We start from the raw sequence: 17,636 nt of genomic DNA on the forward strand, positions 1-17,636 counted from the left end.
CCGCGGTTCTCACGGGAGAGTTCGGTACCGTAAGCAGGTGACCGCTCCTGACTCCGCCGAGGCCACCGCTCCCCTGGGCGATGCCCCGATCGACGCCGCCGCAGACGCGGACACGTCGGCCATCGACGCGGAGCTCGACCGGGTCCCAGCGATCCCGGATGCCGCGGCTCACGACTCCGAACTGGAGCAGCTGGTCGCGGACGCAGAGGCCCCCGCCGCTCAGTGGGCGAGCGAGGGCGGAGCGGCGACCGCGCTCACCTGGGTGGATGCGGCATCCGTCGCCGACCACTCCCCGACGGCGACGCTCGACGGCGATCAGGTGCGCGAACCAGGGGCCGCGCTCTGGACGGGCGCCCGGCTGCGCCCCGCCGCGGCGGGTCCAGGCGTGCTCGTGCCGATCGGCATCCTCGCCGCACTGGCCGCCTCCTACGCGGGCACGACCCTGCTGTGGCCGCTGCACGAGGTCGCGCCGACCGTGAAGACGGCGGAGTTCCAGGCGACGGCCGCTCCGGCAGCGGCCATCACGTGGCCGACGCAGGGCAGCGCGGCGGTCGGCATCCAGGGCATCGGAACGGTCGCCTCGTCGCCGGATCCGGCCGTCATCGCCAGCATCACCAAGGTGGTCAGCGTGCTCATGGTGCTGGATCAGATGCCGCTCGCCGTCGGCGAGCAGGGCCCGTCCTTCTCGTTCACCAAGGCCGACAGTCAGTCGTATCTCGCGTACAAGCGCAGCGACCAGTCGGCGCTCGACGTGCCCGTCGGGGGTTCCCTGACGGAGTTCCAGATGCTGCAGGGCATCCTGCTCGGCTCGGCGAACAACTACATCGACCGCCTCGCGAAGGAGATCTGGGGCTCGGACAAGGCCTTCGCCGACGCCGCGGCGACCTGGCTCAGAGATCGCGGCATCCAGGGCATCACGATCCTCTCGCCCTCCGGATTCGACGAGCGCAACACGGCGACCCCCGAGGCGCTGATCGCCGTGGCGGAGCGGGCGATGCAGAACCCCGTGTTCGCGGGGATCGTCGGCACGCCCTCGGTCGAGTTGCCGGGCGCCGGACTCGTGAAGAACACGAACGGGATGCTGTCGGACTCCGGTGTGGTCGGCATCAAGACCGGCACCCTTCACGAGAGCTGGAATCTGCTCACCGCGAAGGACGTGGTCGTCGACGGCACGACCGTGCATCTCTACGCCTCGGTGCTCACGCAGGCCGATGACGACATGCGTCTCGCGTCGACGCGATCCCTGTTCTCGCAGGTCGAGGACGCGCTGCAGGCCGAGACCCCCGCGGTGGCGAAGGGAACCGTCGTCGGAGAGGTGGACACCCTGTGGGGTGCGTCCACCGAGATCGTGACGGATGCCGACGCCGAGGTCGTGCTGTGGGACGCCGCCGCGGCGGAGGCGACGCCCGAGTTCGACCTGGGCGAGAAGAGCAAGGCGGGCGCCGAGGTCGGCACGTTGACCGTCGCCGGCCCCCTCGACACGGCGACGACGACGCTCACTCTGAAGAAGAAGCTCGAGGGGCCCAGTGCCTGGTGGCGTCTCACCCACCCCCTGGAGCTCTTCGGTCTGACCTCCGACAAGCGCTAGTCGGAGCCAGGCACACAGGCCCAGGGCGCACGGCCCCAGGTCGCACGCGAAAGCCCCGCCCCGAGTGACCGGGGCGGGGCTTTCGCGGTGAACTCAGGCCCTGTTGTCGCCGGAGTCCGATCGCTCGATGAGCGACTCCGCCGAGGCGACCTCCGCTGCCGGACTCTGCGCGCCGACCGAGGCGCCGACGCGCGCGGCATCCGCCTCGGCCTCGGCGTCGCCGGTGACGACCACGGGGGTCGTTCCGGTGAGCGCCGCCTCGGCGTCGATGTCGGCCGCGGCCTGCTCGAACTGCGACTGGTACAGACGCCAGTAGGCGCCCTGCGCGGCAATGAGCTCGTCGTGCGTGCCCTTCTCCACGATGTCGCCGTGCTCCATCACGAGGATGAGGTCGGCGTCACGGATGGTCGACAGGCGGTGCGCGATGACGAAGGACGTGCGTCCTTCTCGGAGCGCCGCCATCGCGTGCTGCAGCAGCAGCTCGGTGCGGGTGTCGACCGCCGACGTCGCCTCATCGAGGATGAGGATCGACGGCTGCGCGACGAACGCCCTGGCGATGGTGATGAGCTGGCGCTCGCCGGCCGAGACGTTCGACGCGTCCTCATCGAGGACCGTGTCGTAGCCCTCGGGGAGAGCGTGCACGAACCGGTCGACGTATGTCGCCTTCGCGGCGGCGAGCACCTCGTCGTCGGTCGCCGTGGAGCGGCCGTAGCGGATGTTCTCGCGGATGCTCCCGGCGAACAGCCACGGATCCTGCAGCACCATTCCGGTGCGCGAGCGCAGGTCGTCGCGGGTCATGTCCGCGATGTCCTGCCCGTCGAGCAGGATGCGTCCGCCGCTGAGCTCGTAGAACCGCATGATCAGGTTGACCAGCGTGGTCTTTCCCGCGCCGGTCGGGCCGACGATCGCGACGGTCTGCCCTGGCTCGACCTGGAACGACAGGTCGGTAATGAGCGGACGGTCCTCCGAGTAGGAGAACGCGACGTTCTCGAACTCGATGACGCCCTTGCCGTCGACGACCGTGGGGGCGTCGGCGGCATCCGGCTCCTGCTCGTCTTCGTCGAGCAGCTGGAAGACGCGCTCCGCGGATGCGGTTCCCGACTGCACGACCGCCGCCATGCCGCCGAGCTCTGCCAGCGGCTGGGAGAACTGCTGCGAGTACTGGATGAACGCCTGCACGTCGCCGAGGCGCAGCTGGCCGTTGGCGACCATGAGGCCACCCAGCACCGCGAGGGCGGCGTAGCTGAGGCTGCCGACGAAGGTCATCGCGGGCATGATGATGCCCGAGAGGAACTGCGCCTTGAACGCCGACTGGAACAGCTCCTCGTTCTCGACCTGGAACTTGTCGAGAGCATCCTGCTCGCGTCCGAAGACCTTGACCAGCGCGTGGCCGGAGAAGGCCTCCTCGACGCGGGCGTTCAGGCGTCCGACCTTGCGCCACTGCTGGCCGAAGGCCTTCTGCGAACGCGGGCCGATGACGCCGAAGATGACGCCCATCAGCGGGAGCGCGATCAGGGCGACGAGCGCGAGCTGCCACGAGATCGAGAACATCATGATCAGCACGCCGACCACCGTGAGCACCGAGGTGAGGGCGCCGGACAGCGACTGCTGCATGGTCTGCGTGATGTTGTCGATGTCGTTGGTGACCCGCGAGATCAGCTCACCGCGCTGCACCTTGTCGAAGTACGACAGGGGCAGACGGTTGATCTTCGCCTCGACGTCTTCGCGCAGGCGCCACATGGTGCGCACCATGATGACGTTGATGACGTAACCCTGGATCCAGCTGAGGAGCGCGGCGAGCACGTAGATCGCCAGCACCGCGAGGATGATCCAGCGCATGGCCTCGAAGTCGATGCCGTCGCCGACCTTGAAGTCGCGCATCGCGGCGACCTGGTTGGCGAAGTCGTCCTGGCCGAACTGGCGCAGCTGCTCCACGACCTCGCTCTTCGGTGTCCCGACGGGGAACCCGGGGAACGTGTCGGTCTTGCGTCCCAGTTCGTTGGAGAAGAAGCCCGCGTAGACGAGGTTGGTCGCCTCGGCGAGGACCTTCGGGGCCGCCACGGAGAGGAAGACGCCGATGGCGCCGAGAACCGACACGAACACGAACCAGACGGCGGAGGGCTTGAGGAGCCCGATCATCCGCTTGAAGCTCGGTCCGAAGTTGTCGGCCTTGCCGGGCGCGACGCTGTCCCAGTCCCCCGAGTTCTGACGGGCCTGCTCGGCGAGCTCGGCCTCGTACTTCTCCTCCTCGGTGAGCTCGGGCTCGACGGTCGCGGCGGCCTTGGCCGCCGCCATGCGCTCCCGACGGCTCTGCGGCTTCTCGGGAGTCGACGGGTTCTGCGCGCTCATGCGTCCACCCCCAGCTGCGACTCGACGATCTCGCGGTACGTGTCGTTGGTCTCGAGCAGCTCCTCGTGGGTGCCCACGCCGACCATGGTTCCTCCTTCAAGGACGACGATGCGATCGGCATCCGTGATCGTCGAGACGCGCTGCGCGACGACGATCTTCGTGACGTGCGGGAGCTCCCGCCACAGCGCCTGTCTCAGGCGGGCGTCTGTGGTGAGATCGAGCGCCGAGAACGAGTCGTCGAAGACGAGGATCTGCGGCTGGTGCACGATCGCACGTGCGATGGCGAGACGCTGGCGCTGACCGCCCGAGACGTTCGTGCCGCCCTGGGCGATGCGCGAGTTCAGCCCATCGGGCATCTCCTCCACGAAGTCGCGCCCCTGTGCGATCTCCAGCGCATGCCAGAGTTCTTCATCGGTCGCGTCCTCACGACCGTAGCGAAGGTTCGACGCCACGGTGCCCGTGAAGAGGAACGGGCGCTGGGGCACCAGGCCGATGCTCTGCCACAGCGCGTCGACGTCGGCTTCACGCACGTCGGTCCCGCCCACGAAGGCGGCGCCTCCGGTGACGTCGAAGAGCCGAGGGATCAGGGAGACGAGCGTCGTCTTGCCCGCACCGGTGGATCCGACGATCGCGACGGTCTCCCCCGGTTCCGCGGCGAAGCTGATGCCGTGCAGGACAGGCGACTCCGCACCGGGGTAGGTGAACTCGACGGCGTCGAAGGCCACGGCTCCGGGGACGGGGAAGTCGCTGACGCCGTGCTCGGGGCGCGTCATGCTCGACGTCGAGTCGAGGACCTCGCCGACGCGCTCGGCCGAGACGGCGGCGCGCGGGATCATCATCGCCATGAAGCTCGACATGATGACGCCCATCATGATCTGGCCGATGTACTGCATGAACGCGAAGAGCGTGCCGATCTCGACGGTGCCCGAGTTGACCTCGATGCCGCCGAACCAGATCACCGCGACGACCGTGACGTTGAGCACGAGCATGAACAGCGGGAACAGGAGCACGAAGAGCGAGCCGATCTTGCGGCCGACCACCATGATGTCGGTGTTCGCGCCGCGGAAGCGCTCTTCTTCGATCTCCTCGCGCACGAAGGCGCGCACGACGCGGACGCCGGTGAGCTGCTCGCGCATGATGCGGTTGACGTTGTCGATCTTCTTCTGCATGCTCCGGAACAGCGGCACCATGCGGCTGATGATCAGGAGGGCGATGATCAGCATGACCGGGACGGAGACGGCGATCAGCCAGCTCAGGCTGGCGTTCGTCACGACGGCCATGATGATGCCGCCGATGGCGAGCAGAGGCGCGGTGACGAACATCGTCGCGCCCATCATGGCGAGCATCTGGACCTGCTGCACGTCGTTCGTGTTGCGGGTGATCAGTGAGCCGGCGCCGAACTGCGAGACCTCGCGCTCGGAGAATCCGCTCACCTTGGCGAAGACGTCGGCGCGGATGTCACGGCCGGCCCCCATGGCGGCCCTGGCGGCGAAGTAGGTCGCGATGACGGACGCGACGATCTGGCCGAGCGAGACGACGAGCATGAACAGGCCGGTGCGCCAGATGTACGCGGTGTCACCCTGGGCGACGCCCTGGTCGATGAGGTCCTTGTTCAGGTTCGGCAGGTACAGCGACGCGAGGGCGCTGGCGAACTGGAACACCAGGACGCCGACGAGCAACCATCGATATCGGGAGAGATAGCGGACGAGGATTTTTCCCAGCACAGGCGGACTTCCTTGAGGGGTTGGAACAGCGGATTTCTCGGCTGGCGGATGCCGACCGACAATCAGCCGCATCACAGATTGTCACGTGCCACGGACATTCGCATCCCCCTGAGGGGGGACCTTCGCTCACAGCGAACCTTATTTCGCTGCGGTCTGCGGTTTGTGCACTCGGGAGAACAACAGGACCGATTCAGAACAGGGGGTGCTCCGGCACGTACGCCCGCGCGTCGGCTCCGGCATCCGGTGCCAGTTCGGCGATGGTCGGCGGGTTCCACTTCGGGTTGCGGTCCTTGTCGACCAGCTGCGCGCGGATGCCCTCCACGAGGTCGGGGTGCTCGTTCACGAACCACAGCACCCTGCGGTACTCGCCCTCCAGCGCCGCGCGCAGACCAGGAAGGTCCCTGGCCTCGCGGACCGCATCGAGCGTGACGGCGAGACCGGTCGGGGCGAGGCCCTCCAGCAGGTCGGCGATCGCTGCGGCATCCGCAGTGCCCTGCGCCTTCAGACGCTCGACGATCTCGGCGACCGTCGGTGCGGAGAACGCCTCGTCGATCCACTCGCGCGATGCAGGCAGGACGGACGGCTCTGGCGTCTCGTCGAAGAGCAGCACGATCTCCGCCGGCCCGGTCGGATCGGCACGGTAGGCCAGGGCCTCGCGCAGCGCCTCCAGCCGGTCGGAGGGCACGAAGTGGTCGGCGAAGCCGAGGTAGACGGCATCCGCGGCGTTCATGGTGCCGCCGGTGAGGCCGAAGTACTCCCCGAAGCGGCCGGGGGCGCGCCCGAGCAGCCAGGTGCCGCCGACATCGGGAGTGAATCCGATGCGAGTCTCTGGCATCGCCAGAGTCGAGCGCTCGGTGACGATGCGGATCGCCGCGTGACCGGCGAGGCCGATGCCGCCGCCCATCGTGATGCCGTCGGCGATCGCCACGACCGGCTTGGGGTACTCGGCGATCATCGCGTTCAGGGCGTACTCGGCCCGGAAGAACTGCGCGGTCTCCTCCGCCCTCCCCGCGACGATCTGCGCGTGCAGCGCACGGACGTCCCCGCCGGCGCACAGGCCCCGCTCGCCTTCGCCGTCCAGGACGACGATCTGCACATCGGTGTCGTCGCGCCAGGCGTCGAGGGCCGCTGTCAGCTGCACGATCATGTCGTGGTCGAGGGCGTTGATCGCCTCAGGGCGGTTGAGTGTGAGCCGCCCGAGGGCTCCTTCGGTGCGGACGAGAACGCGCGGAGCAACGGTGGGATCGGTCACGAGAGCCAGGCTACTCCCGTTTCCGAGGCGGCCTTTTCACCGGGAAATGCGCGATCCTGCGGCTTTTCCGGCAGGATAGACAGAACTGCCCATGCAAGGAGAGGTCGCGGATGCCCGACGGACAGGTGCTCGAGTTCACGCGCGTCACGAAGCGTTTCAACGATGTGACGGCGGTGTCCGACTTCTCCGCTCGGGTCGAGCCCGGTGTCGTGACCGCTTTCCTCGGCCCGAACGGAGCCGGCAAGACGACCTCGCTGCGCATCCTGCTCGGCCAGGTGCGCCCGACCAGCGGTACGGCCACGATCGGCGGCGTGCCCTATGCAGACCTGCGCACCCCGTTGCGCACGATCGGCTCGGTGCTCGAGGAGACGGTCTACCGCCCTCGGCGCACGGCGGCCAGGCAGCTGACCATCGCCGCGAAGGCCAACGGCATCCCCCTCTCCCGTGTCGACGAGGTGCTCGCGCTCGTGGGCCTCGACGGTGAGGGCGAGGGCCGCATCGGCAGCTTCTCCCTTGGGATGCGGCAGCGCCTCAGCGTCGCGCACGCCCTGCTCGGCGACGCCGGAACCCTCGTCTTCGACGAGCCGGCCAACGGCCTCGACCCCGAGGGCATCCGCTGGATGCGCCTGCTAATGCGCCGTCTGGCCGATGAGGGGCGCACCGTCCTCGTCTCCTCGCACGTGCTGAGCGAGGTCGAGCAGGTCGCCGATCACGTGCTCGTGCTGTCGAAGGGCCGGCTGGTCCTGTCCAGCGGCATCGAGAGCCTCGCCGACCCCGCAGCCGGTTCGGTGGTGGTGGATGCCGCGGATCGCGCCGCGCTCACCTCCGCCCTCGCCGCCGCAGGGTTCGAGGTCGAGGTGCTGCGCTCGGGTCTCACCGTGCGCGGCGGAGACGCCAAGACCGTCGGATCGGTCGCAGCGGCCGCCGGCGTCGCGCTGAGCACCCTCGTGCAGCGAGGACCGACGCTGGAGGACGTGTTCATCGAGCTCGTGCGCGGAGGCAAGCTCGCGCCGCACGCCGAGGCCGTCGCCTCGCAGCTCGTGCTCCCCGAGGCGCCCGCGTCGGCCGCGGACGACGCCGCCGAGGAAGCCCCGGTCGAGGAAGCCTCCGTCGAGGAGACCCCCGTCGAGGAGGAGTCCACCGACGAAGCCCCCCTCGATGACGCGCCCGCCGCCGTGGACGTGCTGCCGCTGGAAGCCGAGTCCGTTCCCGGAGACCCGCTGGCCGCCGCCGTGCTGACCGCCGGCGCGGGAGCGGCGATCGCCGAGGCCCCCTCTGCGGAGGATGCGGCCGATGCCGCCTCCGACGCGGTAGACGCCGCAGCGGACGCCGAGGATGCCGCGGCAGATGTCGATCACGCGGCCGCTGAGCTCGGGTACGCCGCAGACGCAGCGGATGCCGAGGACACGGCCGATGCGGCCGACGACGCGACAGACGACGACGCTGACACCGGCTCCGCAGAGGCGGAGGGCGAGGTCGCCGAGTCGACCGAGACCGAAGAGGCACCCGCTGCAGACGTCGCCGGAGGACCCTCGTTCGACGAGATCCTGTTCGGCACCGCGTCGGCCGACACCGGCGAGACGGCCACCGAGCCGCACGATGCCGGTGAGGACGCCGAGCACTCCGGCCTCGAGGTCTTCGAGGGCCTCGACTCCTCGGAGGACACGACCGCAGCATCCGAATCCGAGTCGTCCGAGTCCGAGTCCGAGTCCGAGTCCGAGTCCGAGTCATCCGACACCGAAGCAACGGAGTCCGAAGCGTCGGAGACGACGGGCGACGAAGCGTCGGAGACTGTGGGCGACACGGAATCCGAGGCGTCGGAAACCGCGAGCGAAGAGGATGCCGACCCTCGGGCGGCAGCCGTCTCGTCGATGCTCGCCGCCGCGGCTCGCGCCTACTACGAGGATGAGCCGAAGGACTACCCCTTCGCCGAGGCGCCCACGGGCGATGAGCACGCGCCGACCAGCGATGAGCAGGGCCAGGACGAGGGCGCGCACTGGGCGGTCGCCACGACCGGAGTGATCGACACCGTTCCTACCGCTGACGGCGGAGGCTCCGCCGAAGAGGCTGCGGATGACGCGGGCGACCCCGCCGAGGGCGACCAGGCCTCCGACCACCACGAGCACGAGGGTCACGAGCACGAAGGCGAGCACCACGAAGGCGAGCACCCCGAGGGCGAGCACCACGAAGGCGAGCACCACGAAGGCGAGCACCCCGAGCACCACGAGGGCGAGCACCACGACCATCATCACGGCTGAACGCCGCTGACACGACGAACCCCTCCTGCCTGCGGGCACGGAGGGGTTCGTCGTGTGAAGCGGAGTCTCTGACGAGGTCAGGCGGGCCGCGGACGGATCACGGGACGGCGGCTCCCCTTGGACACCGGGACCGGAGCTGTGGCGACGATCTCCTCGACGTCGGCGGGCTCGTCGGACACGTCCAGACGGAGCGCCTGGGTCAGCGCGAGGCCGTGGCTCGTCGTCAGGATGAGTCGGCGGTACTCGTGGTCTCCGTCGAGATCGATGACGACGCTCGGACGTCGTCTGCGGATCAGGACGAAGTCGAGGCTGCCCGCGGTCTTCCACGTTCCCGCGGCGAGCACTCCCGGGATGTGCGTGCCAGGGTTCGGCACTCCACGGAGCCACGTCCATGCGTCATCGGTGAGCTGCACCTTGGCGATGGTCTCGCGCTCGATGCGGATGTTGTCGCGGTGGAAGCTCGCGGCACGCTCGATCGGCGAGAGCACGATCTCGAGTTGCGTCTGGTCCAGCAGCAACGTCACCATGCCACCAGTCTGCCAGCGGCATCCCCCCAGTTGTCTGGGTCTTGCTCACAGGAACGCAACGATCCCTTGTCGTGTTGATCCACTTCTCCCCTTCCCGCACGCCGAGATTCGAATATATGTACCATACTCGAGTCTCGGTGGGTCCGGGGACCGCCGAGGCGCGCGGAGGGGCAGTCGTCAGGAGCGAGTCGCGCGAGCCGCCGCCGCAGCCGCGGCCGGGAGCGCCTGCTCGATGAGATCGAGCTCTTCGTCGCCGTGCGCGGCGGTGAGGAACCAGGCCTCGAACACGCTCGGCGGGAGCGCCACTCCCTGCTCGCGCATGGAATGGAAGAACGGCGCGTACCGGAACGACTCCTGCGCCTGGGCCTCCGCGTAGTCGCGCGGCGCCGAGGCTCGGAACGAGGCGTTGAACAGGTTCCCCGCCTTCGCCACGGAGTGGGTGACCCCGACCTCCGTCAGCGCGCCCTCGAGGGCCGCGACCAGGCGAGCGGATGCCGCGTCCACCGTCTCGTACACCTCCGGCGTCGCGAGGCGCAGCGTCGCGAGCCCCGCGGCGACCGAGAGCGGGTTCCCCGACAGGGTTCCCGCCTGGTACACCGGGCCGAGGGGCGCGAGAAGGTCCATGATCTCGGCGCGGCCGCCGAGGGCCGCCAGCGGCATCCCCCCGCCGACGACCTTGCCGAAGGTGATGATGTCGGGGAGGTAGTCCTCGCCCGCCGCGGCCTGCAGGCCCCAGAAACCCGCGGGGTGCACGCGGAATCCGGTGAGCACCTCGTCGAGGATCATCAGGGCGCCGTGCTCGTGCGCGGTGTCGGCGATCAGGCGGTTGAAACCGGGAACCGGCGCCACCACGCCCATGTTGGCGGCCGACGCCTCGACGATCACGGCCGCGATGCGGTCGCCGTGCTCGGCGAACACCGCTGCCAACGCATCGGGATCGTTGTAGCCGATGACGAGCGTCTGCGCGGCGATCGGGGCGGGGACGCCCGCGGATCCGGGGAGCGCGAGCGTCGCGATCCCCGATCCGGCCTCCGCCAGCAGGCCGTCGGAGTGGCCGTGGTAGTGGCCGGCGAACTTCACGAGCAGGTCGCGACCGGTCGCCCCGCGCGCCAGTCGGATCGCGGTCATCGTCGCCTCGGTGCCCGTCGACACGAGACGGACGCGCTCGACCGGGCGCGCCTCGGCGAACCGCACACGGTCGGCGATCAGCGTCGCGAGCTCCACCTCGCCCTCCGTCGGGGCGCCGAACGACAGACCGCGCGTCGCAGCCTCCTGCACCGCCGCGACGACCTCCGGGTGCGCGTGACCGAGCAGAGCGGGCCCCCACGAGGCGACGAGGTCGACGTACTCGATGCCGGCGGCATCCGTCACCCTCGCCCCCTTGGCCGAGGCCAGGAAGCGCGGAGTGCCCCCCACCGAGCCATAGGCCCGCACGGGAGAGTTCACTCCGCCGGGGGTCACCGCGCGGGCGGCGGCGAACAGATCGTCATTGCGGTCGGTCATGAGAACTCCTCCGGATGGCGAAGGGGCGATCAGCCGCGCAGCCAGCGCGCGGCCTCGGTCGCCCAGTAGGTCAGCACGGCGTCGGCTCCGGCGCGGCGGATGGACAGCAGCGACTCCAGCACGGCGGCCCGACGATCGATCCAGCCGTTCGCGGCGGCGGCCTCGATCATCGCGTACTCGCCGGACACCTGATATGCCCAGACCGGAATATGCACGGTGTCGCGCACCTCCCTGAGCACGTCGAGGAAGGACATGGCGGGCTTCACCATCACGATGTCGGCGCCCTCGGCCTCGTCGACGACCGCCTCGCGCACGCCCTCCCGGCGGTTGCCGGGGTCGAGCTGGTAGGTGCGGCGATCGCCGGTGAGCTGGGAGTCCACCGCCTCACGGAACGGCCCGTAGAACGCGCTCGCGTACTTCGCGGCGTAGGCGAGCAGCAGCGTCGAGTGGAAGCCCTCGGCGTCGAGCGCCGCGCGGATGACGGCGACCTGGCCGTCCATCATCCCCGACAGCCCGAGCAGCTGAGAGCCGGCTCGCGCCTGCGCGAGCGCCATCGTGGTGTACCGCTCCAGGGTCGCGTCGTTGTCCACGGAGCCGTCAGCCGCGAGCACGCCGCAGTGGCCGTGGTCGGTGAACTCGTCGAGACACAGATCGGTCTGCACCACGAGGGCGTCGCCCACCTCGGCGGCCAGCGCCTCGGTCGCGACGTTCAGGATGCCGGCGGGATCGTCGGCCCCGGAGCCGCGCGCATCGCGCACCGCGGGCACGCCGAACAGCATCACTCCGCCGACGCCGGCTTCGGCCGCGTCCACGGCGGCCGCCCGCAGGGAGTCGAGGGAGTGCTGCAGGACGCCGGGCATGGAGCCGATCGGCGAGGCCTCGGAGATGCCCTCCCTGACGAACAGCGGCAGCACGAGCTGACGGGGTTCGAGGGACGTCTCGCGCACGAGGTCGCGCACGGCGGGCGACTGCCTCAGCCGACGGAGGCGGGTCTCGGGGAAGCTCACGGCGCGAACTCGTCGGCCGCGTGCGGAAGCGTGAAATGCGACACCGCGTCGATGAGGGCATCCACCGTCTGCCGGTCGGCGACCACCGTGATCGGCAGCCCCGCCTTGCGGGCGTCGCGGGCGGTGCGGGGCCCGATCGCGGCCAGCAGCGTCTCGTCGGGGATGTCAGGGAACTGCTCGCGCACCTGCTGAGCGACGGAGCCGCTGGTGATCAGGATCGCGTTGATGCGGCCGTTCTGCACGTCGCGCATGATGCGATCGGTCACCGGGACTCCGACGGTGCGATAGGCCACCACGCTGTCGACGTCGTGCCCGGCCTTCTCCAGCAGCTTGCTCAGCACCGGCTTCGCGATCTCGCTGCGCAGCGCCAGGATGCGACGGGGCTCCGTCTCCAGCCCGATCAGCTGCTCGGCCATTCCCTCGGCGGAGTTGTCCTCGTCGGGCACCAGCGCGACCTCGTAGCCCACGGCCTGCAGAGCCGCGGCGGTCGTCTCGCCGACCGCGGCGATCCTCGTCGTGCGGGGGACGACGGCGCGATGCGCGAACATCACGTCGACGGTCGTCGCACTCGTGATCGTCAGCCAGTCGTACACACCCGCTGCCAGCTGCTCCAGCGCCACGTCGAGCGCGGCCTGGTCGGTCGTGGGGGCGAAGTTGATGAGCGGCGCGACGACGGGCACCGCGCCCTGGGAACGCAGACTCGCGGCGACGCCGTCGCCCCACGGTCCGCCGCGGGGTACGAGGATGCGCCAGCCGTCCAGCGGTCGGTCCTGCTTTGAATCAGTCATGAGGAATGCTCTCGGGAGACGAGGTCAGCCGCCCCTTGATCGAGCAGCCGACGGGCAACAGTCAACCCGAGCTCGCGCGCTGCGTGCATCGGGTCTGCACCATCGGCAGCATCCGCTCCATTGCCACTGCCGTTCCGATGAATATACTCCCCGTTCAGGTCTTCCGTGACGTCGAGGCCGATTCTACTGCCCCCGTCGGCCGCGTAGACGACCGTTCTGACGCGCACCGAGGCGCCGGAGACGACCGCGTGGGCGGCCATCGGCGCCTGGCATCCGGCGTCCAGCCCTTCGAGGATCGCGCGTTCGACGGTGACCGCCACACGGGTCGCCTCGTCGTCCAGCTCCGCGAGCGCCGCGAGCAGCGCGGGAGCGGCATCCGTACGCGTCTCGACGGCGAGCGCCCCCTGCCCGGGGGCGGTCGGCCACTCGGCGAGACCGAGCTCCTCGCGCCGCAGGGGCGAATCCGCTCCGAGGCGCGACAGCCCGGCGGCGGCGAGGATGACGGCATCCAGCTCCTCCGTCGCCACACGCTGCAGACGCGAGTCGACGTTGCCGCGGATGTCGACCACCCTGGCGTGCGGAGCCCGCCGTCGCACCTGCGCGATGCGACGCGGGGACCCCGTGCCGATGAGGCTTCCCGGCGGCAGCTCGTGCAGGGGGATGCCGTCGCGCGTGATCGCGACGTCGCGGGCGTCTTCGCGCACCGGCGTGGCGGCGATGACGAGGCCCTCGGGGATCGCCGTCGGCAGGTCCTTCAGCGAGTGCACGAGGAGATCGCACTCCCCGGCGAGGAGAGCCTCACGAAGACGGGTGGCGAAGATGCCCTGTCCGCCGATCTCCGACAGGGACGCACGGTTGGTGTCGCCCTCGCTGGTGATCGGAACGAGCTCGACAGGACGGCCGGCGACCTTCTCGAGGGCGGCGGCGACATGACCGGACTGCGCCTGCGCGAGCGCGCTGCGGCGGGTGCCCAACCTGATCGGGGTGCTCATGGCGGGGCCTACTGCAGCACGTCCGCGATCTCGTCGAACCGCAGTCGGCGCCCCGTGTAGAAGGGCACCTCCTCCTTCACGTACAGACGCGCGTCGGTGTAGCGCAGGTCGCGCATCAGGTCGACGAGCTCGGTGACGTCGTCGGCCTCGAGGGGCAGGAGCCACTCGTAGTCGCCGAGGGCGAACGCGGCGACCGTGTTCGCGATGACCCCGGTGAACGCGGCGCCCTTGCGGCCGTGATCGGCGAGCATCTTCCGACGCTCCTCCTCGGGGGCGAGGTACCACTCCGGGGTGCGCACGAACGGGTAGAGGCAGAGCCAGTCCTTGGGCTCGATGCCGCGGAGGAACCCGGGCACGTGCTGACGGTTGAACTCGGCGTCGCGGTGCACGCCCATGACGTTCCACACGGGCAGGAGGGTGCGCAGCAGTTCGGTGCGACGAAGACGACGCAGCGCCTTCTGCAGGTCTTCGGCGGTGTCGCCGTGGAGCCACACCATCAGGTCGGCGTCGGCCTTGAGGCCGGAGACGTCGTAGAAGCCCCGCACGGTCACGCCGGAGTCTTCGATGTACGAGACGATCGTCTCGAGCTCAGTGGAGTCGGATTCGGTCACCGGGACGTCGGGATTGCGTCGCCAGACCGCCCAGAGGGTGAAGCCGGACGGGTTCTCTTCGCGCTCTTCGGACATGCACCCAGTCTGCCCCCTTTGCGGGACGGGTGCGAACCCGCGGAGGAACCCGACCCCCGTCGGCGCGGGGAAGGATGCTCAGCGCGAGGCTGCGCGCGCGATGACCCACACGAGACTGCCCGCGACGGCGGCGAGGGCGACGGCGCCCGCGATCGCCCCGACCGGGTTGCGGTCGGCGAATCGCCGCGCCTTCGCCGCTGCGCGCACCGAGGCCTTCTCGATGCGCCGGGGGAAGTTGCCCTTGACCTCGATCGCGGCGAGCGCCGCCTTGAGCTCGGCCCTCGCCGAGGCCACGGGATCGACGATGCCGGCCGGGACCGCCGTCTTCGGCAGCGAGCCGGTGCTGTCAGAGTTCGTCATCGCCTGAGCCCTTCGCGATCTTGATGTCGGCGGCCACCGCCTGAGCAGGGTTCTCCCGCGCCAGCACCTTGCGGAACTTCAGGATGCCGAGCAGTGCGAAGAACAGCACCGCCAGGATCAGGATGCCGAACACGGCGATGGCCGAGAGCCAGACCGGCCACCAGGACGAGAGCCCGGCGATGGCGAAAACCAGGACCACGGGCACGGCCCAGAATAGGAAGAACAGGGCGACCAGGAACCACACGGAGCCGATGCCGGCATCCTTCGAGGTCTTCGCGACCCACGCCTTGGCCGCGTCGATCTCGGCCTTGACGAGGTTCGTGACCAGGTCGGGGAGGTCGCCGATGAGAGTCAGCAGACTGTCGTCCGCACGATCCCGATATCCGCGGGGCATGTCAGTCGTCGGCCTTCTTCGGAGCCGCGGGCTTCTTCGCCGCGGCAGGCTTCTTCGCTGTCGTGCTCTTCGCGTCGTGCTCCGCTCGGCGCTTGGCCTCGGCCACCGCATCCTCCGTCGCCTTGGCGAGGTCGTCTGCCGCGTCCTTGCCGGTGGCGATCGCCGAGTCGAGCCGCTGGCCGGGGGTGCCGTTGCCGCTGGCGGACTTCGCGATCTTGACGACGCCGGTCCAGATCGCGCCGGCAACGGCCGCTGCCTTGTCGCCCACGTAGGACTTGACCTTGGTGACCTGCTCCTGGACGGGGTCGAGGTGCCAGACCTTGAGCCACTGCGTCTTGATCTGCTCGTAGCGCTCGCGCCCGGCTCGCGTGCCGAGGACGTATCCGACGCCGAGTCCGACGACGAGTCCGATCTTCCCCTTCATGGGGTCTCCTCTACGTAGTTCCGGTGTGGACGCCTGGGGCGAACCGGCGATTCGGAACCGCCGACCAGATACCCAGCGTAACCCCATATGCCGATTTCGGCATCTACACGTGAGGGGGTTGACAAGCAGATGACGAAAGACGTCCTCATCGGAGGGCGATCAGCCCCACAGCAGCGCGCGGCGGAGGCGGTCGGCCTCCTCCTTCGCATCGGGGATCACCTGGGCGAGGCCGGTCCCCGCGAGCCACGCGCCGACGGCGGCGAGGCCGGGCACCGCCTGCACCGCCGCACGGGCGGCAGCACGGCGATCGCCCGATCCGATGATCGACGCCGGCTGCGACTGCACGAACCGGGCGCGATGCGAGGCCACGAGGGCGCTCTCGTCCAGGGGGACTCCGAGAAGGGCGGATGCCTCACGCAGCGCGAGCCTCGCCGCATCCGCGTCGTCCGGCGCCGACGTCGCCGCGGGCTCGCCCTGGGCGCCGAACGACACCCGGACGACCTGCCGCTCGCCGGCCGCCTCACGCACCCACCGCCACTTCGCACTCGAGTGGGTGAGCGCCTTCGCGGTGTGCGAGCCTGGCACCGTCAGCACCCCGGTGCCCCGCGGCGCGGAGGCGAGCTCTGCGGCATCGAGCAGCAGGGTCACGATCTCGATCTCGGGGGCGACAGCCGCGTCGGTGCGCGAGAGCGCGGGGGCCGAGGACGCGAGGAGCTCGCGGGCCGTCGCCTCCGGAGTCGCGACGATCACGGCATCCGCGGTGAGGACGAGCTCCTCGGAGGTCGGCTCCTCGTTCGTGCCGTCGGCGGGTGCGGCGAGCGCGTCCGTGTCAGCCGCGGGGATCCCGGCCGTCACCGTCCACGTCGCGCCCGACCGGGAGACGCCGGAGACCTCCGCGCCGGTGCGGACCACCCCACCGAGGCTCTCGATGTCGGCGACGAGCGCATCGACCAGCCCTGACATGCCGCCGTCGAGACCCTCGACCGCGGACCCCGGCGCTTTCGCCGAACGGGCGGCGCCCTCGTCGCGCAGCGCCTGCACGGCGCCCGAGAGCGAGCCGACGCTGGTGAGCGCGGCGTTGAGACCGGGGGCGGCGATGTCGACGTCGACGTCTTCGGGGAGCGCCGAGTACACCCCTGTGGTCACCGGGGCGACCAGGCGGTCGCGCACCTTCGCGCCCATGCGCGAGGAGACCAGCTTGCCGAGGCTGTGGTTGTGGCCGATCGTCAGCGGCGGGCGCACGCGGTCGAGGTAGGCGCGCCAGACGCCGGACCAGCCGATGATGCGGCGCACGTCGTCCTGGAACGGGTTGGCGGGGATGCCGAGGATGCCGCCGACCGGCAGCGGCGCCGCTCCCACACCGGGGATGCCGGCCAGCCAGGCCCCGCCCGCTGCGGGGGCGACGATGCGGTCGGCGAGGCCGAGGTCGTCGAGCAGCGCCCTGACGTGCCCGCCCCTCGTCGCGAAGCTCTCCGCGCCGGCGTCGACCGTGATGCCTCCGAGGTCAGCCCGACGGATCGCGCCGCCGACGGCATCCGCCGCCTCCAGCACCGTCACGCGCATGCCGACCTTCACGCACTCGCGCGCCGCGATCAGCCCGCCGATGCCGCCGCCGATCACGATGACGTGCTTCTCTGCGGCGAGGGCGGCGAGGTCTTCAGGGCGTGCGGTCATGCCTTCCATCCTCGTTCATCGCGAGCGCGTCACGAGAGCTGCCGCCCGTCGGAAACCGTTCCCTCTTGCCGTCCGGACGCGTGATGACTACTGTTTAGCCAGATAGCTAA

General features: G+C 70.1%; 15 protein-coding genes and 1 pseudogene. 2 read left to right on the forward strand and 14 right to left on the reverse strand.

The features are described 5' to 3' along the window. The first annotated feature begins 37 nt into the window (after positions 1 to 37). On the forward strand, positions 38 to 1,588 hold the full coding sequence (locus ACFY5A_RS03190; protein WP_341941133.1) for a D-alanyl-D-alanine carboxypeptidase: 1,551 nt from the start codon (positions 38 to 40) through the stop codon (positions 1,586 to 1,588). Positions 1,589 to 1,681: 93 nt separating this feature from the next. Here ACFY5A_RS03190 and ACFY5A_RS03195 read toward each other — a convergent pair whose 3' ends face one another. The 3 genes from ACFY5A_RS03195 to ACFY5A_RS03205 all read right to left on the reverse strand — a co-directional run bounded on the left by ACFY5A_RS03195 (position 1,682) and on the right by ACFY5A_RS03205 (position 6,913). Next, the gene (locus tag ACFY5A_RS03195; RefSeq protein WP_387235877.1) at positions 1,682 to 3,883 is read right to left on the reverse strand and encodes an ABC transporter ATP-binding protein; all 2,202 of its coding nucleotides are present in this window, start codon (positions 3,881 to 3,883) and stop codon (positions 1,682 to 1,684) included. Positions 3,884 to 3,933: 50 nt separating this feature from the next. Then, a complete protein-coding gene (locus tag ACFY5A_RS03200) occupies positions 3,934 to 5,661 on the reverse strand; it encodes an ABC transporter ATP-binding protein (protein WP_105674243.1) in 1,728 nt (575 codons plus the stop codon). Between the two features lie 190 nt (positions 5,662 to 5,851). Beyond that, a complete protein-coding gene (locus tag ACFY5A_RS03205; RefSeq protein WP_387231746.1) occupies positions 5,852 to 6,913 on the reverse strand; it encodes an enoyl-CoA hydratase/isomerase family protein in 1,062 nt (353 codons plus the stop codon). Positions 6,914 to 7,023: 110 nt separating this feature from the next. Here ACFY5A_RS03205 and ACFY5A_RS03210 point away from each other — a divergent pair. After that, positions 7,024 to 7,581: pseudogene (locus tag ACFY5A_RS03210) on the forward strand (ATP-binding cassette domain-containing protein); the annotation flags it as partial. Between the two features lie 1,366 nt (positions 7,582 to 8,947). Here the strand turns inward: ACFY5A_RS03210 and ACFY5A_RS03215 are convergent. The 11 genes from ACFY5A_RS03215 to ACFY5A_RS03265 form a co-directional block, all read right to left on the reverse strand. Beyond that, the gene (locus ACFY5A_RS03215; RefSeq protein WP_387235880.1) at positions 8,948 to 9,184 is read right to left on the reverse strand and encodes a pentapeptide repeat-containing protein; all 237 of its coding nucleotides are present in this window, start codon (positions 9,182 to 9,184) and stop codon (positions 8,948 to 8,950) included. A gap of 64 nt (positions 9,185 to 9,248) precedes the next feature. After that, positions 9,249 to 9,698, reverse strand: a complete 450-nt coding sequence (locus ACFY5A_RS03220) for a hypothetical protein (RefSeq protein WP_105674248.1) — start codon at positions 9,696 to 9,698, stop codon at positions 9,249 to 9,251. A 177-nt stretch (positions 9,699 to 9,875) separates the two neighbouring features. Further along, positions 9,876 to 11,201 (reverse strand): glutamate-1-semialdehyde 2,1-aminomutase, encoded by a 1,326-nt coding sequence (locus ACFY5A_RS03225; RefSeq protein WP_341941128.1) that lies wholly within the window; start codon positions 11,199 to 11,201, stop codon positions 9,876 to 9,878. A 29-nt stretch (positions 11,202 to 11,230) separates the two neighbouring features. Continuing rightward, the gene (hemB, locus tag ACFY5A_RS03230; RefSeq protein ID WP_387231748.1) at positions 11,231 to 12,208 is read right to left on the reverse strand and encodes a porphobilinogen synthase; all 978 of its coding nucleotides are present in this window, start codon (positions 12,206 to 12,208) and stop codon (positions 11,231 to 11,233) included. After that, positions 12,205 to 12,996 carry a uroporphyrinogen-III synthase gene (locus ACFY5A_RS03235; RefSeq protein ID WP_341941126.1) on the reverse strand — a complete coding sequence of 264 codons (792 nt, stop codon included), beginning with the start codon at positions 12,994 to 12,996 and terminating at the stop codon, positions 12,205 to 12,207. The genes hemB and ACFY5A_RS03235 overlap by 4 nt, the downstream gene beginning before the upstream one ends. After that, the gene (hemC, locus tag ACFY5A_RS03240) at positions 12,993 to 13,988 is read right to left on the reverse strand and encodes a hydroxymethylbilane synthase (RefSeq protein WP_387231750.1); all 996 of its coding nucleotides are present in this window, start codon (positions 13,986 to 13,988) and stop codon (positions 12,993 to 12,995) included. The genes ACFY5A_RS03235 and hemC overlap by 4 nt, the downstream gene beginning before the upstream one ends. A gap of 8 nt (positions 13,989 to 13,996) precedes the next feature. Then, positions 13,997 to 14,674: a hydrogen peroxide-dependent heme synthase gene (gene hemQ, locus ACFY5A_RS03245; protein ID WP_105674258.1), complete on the reverse strand. Its 678-nt coding sequence runs from the start codon at positions 14,672 to 14,674 to the stop codon at positions 13,997 to 13,999. A 78-nt stretch (positions 14,675 to 14,752) separates the two neighbouring features. Next, entirely contained in the window at positions 14,753 to 15,034 is a 282-nt protein-coding gene (locus ACFY5A_RS03250; RefSeq protein ID WP_341941124.1) for a hypothetical protein, read from the reverse strand. Next, positions 15,021 to 15,428: a phage holin family protein gene (locus ACFY5A_RS03255; protein WP_105674262.1), complete on the reverse strand. Its 408-nt coding sequence runs from the start codon at positions 15,426 to 15,428 to the stop codon at positions 15,021 to 15,023. Before ACFY5A_RS03255 ends, ACFY5A_RS03250 begins: the two co-directional genes overlap by 14 nt. A gap of 1 nt (position 15,429) precedes the next feature. Further along, positions 15,430 to 15,852 carry a hypothetical protein gene (locus ACFY5A_RS03260; protein WP_387231752.1) on the reverse strand — a complete coding sequence of 141 codons (423 nt, stop codon included), beginning with the start codon at positions 15,850 to 15,852 and terminating at the stop codon, positions 15,430 to 15,432. A gap of 159 nt (positions 15,853 to 16,011) precedes the next feature. Then, complete coding sequence (locus ACFY5A_RS03265; RefSeq protein WP_387231754.1) at positions 16,012 to 17,526, reverse strand: protoporphyrinogen/coproporphyrinogen oxidase; 1,515 nt, start codon at positions 17,524 to 17,526, stop codon at positions 16,012 to 16,014. Positions 17,527 to 17,636 lie beyond the last annotated feature (110 nt).

The sequence above is a fragment of the Microbacterium sp. NPDC012755 genome (assembly GCF_042901325.1).
Lineage (GTDB): Bacteria > Actinomycetota > Actinomycetes > Actinomycetales > Microbacteriaceae > Microbacterium > Microbacterium natoriense.

Coding starts and splice junctions, on each gene's coding strand:
- ACFY5A_RS03250 (WP_341941124.1), bottom strand. CDS start 15,034: ATGACGAACTCTGACAGCACCGGCTCGCTGCCGAAGACGGCGGTCCCG.
- ACFY5A_RS03225 (WP_341941128.1), bottom strand. CDS start 11,201: ATGACCGACCGCAATGACGATCTGTTCGCCGCCGCCCGCGCGGTGACC.
- ACFY5A_RS03220 (WP_105674248.1), bottom strand. CDS start 9,698: ATGGTGACGTTGCTGCTGGACCAGACGCAACTCGAGATCGTGCTCTCG.
- ACFY5A_RS03195 (WP_387235877.1), bottom strand. CDS start 3,883: ATGGCGGCGGCCAAGGCCGCCGCGACCGTCGAGCCCGAGCTCACCGAG.
- ACFY5A_RS03235 (WP_341941126.1), bottom strand. CDS start 12,996: ATGACTGATTCAAAGCAGGACCGACCGCTGGACGGCTGGCGCATCCTC.
- ACFY5A_RS03260 (WP_387231752.1), bottom strand. CDS start 15,852: ATGAAGGGGAAGATCGGACTCGTCGTCGGACTCGGCGTCGGATACGTC.
- hemQ (WP_105674258.1), bottom strand. CDS start 14,674: ATGTCCGAAGAGCGCGAAGAGAACCCGTCCGGCTTCACCCTCTGGGCG.
- ACFY5A_RS03265 (WP_387231754.1), bottom strand. CDS start 17,526: ATGACCGCACGCCCTGAAGACCTCGCCGCCCTCGCCGCAGAGAAGCAC.
- hemC (WP_387231750.1), bottom strand. CDS start 13,988: ATGAGCACCCCGATCAGGTTGGGCACCCGCCGCAGCGCGCTCGCGCAG.
- ACFY5A_RS03255 (WP_105674262.1), bottom strand. CDS start 15,428: ATGCCCCGCGGATATCGGGATCGTGCGGACGACAGTCTGCTGACTCTC.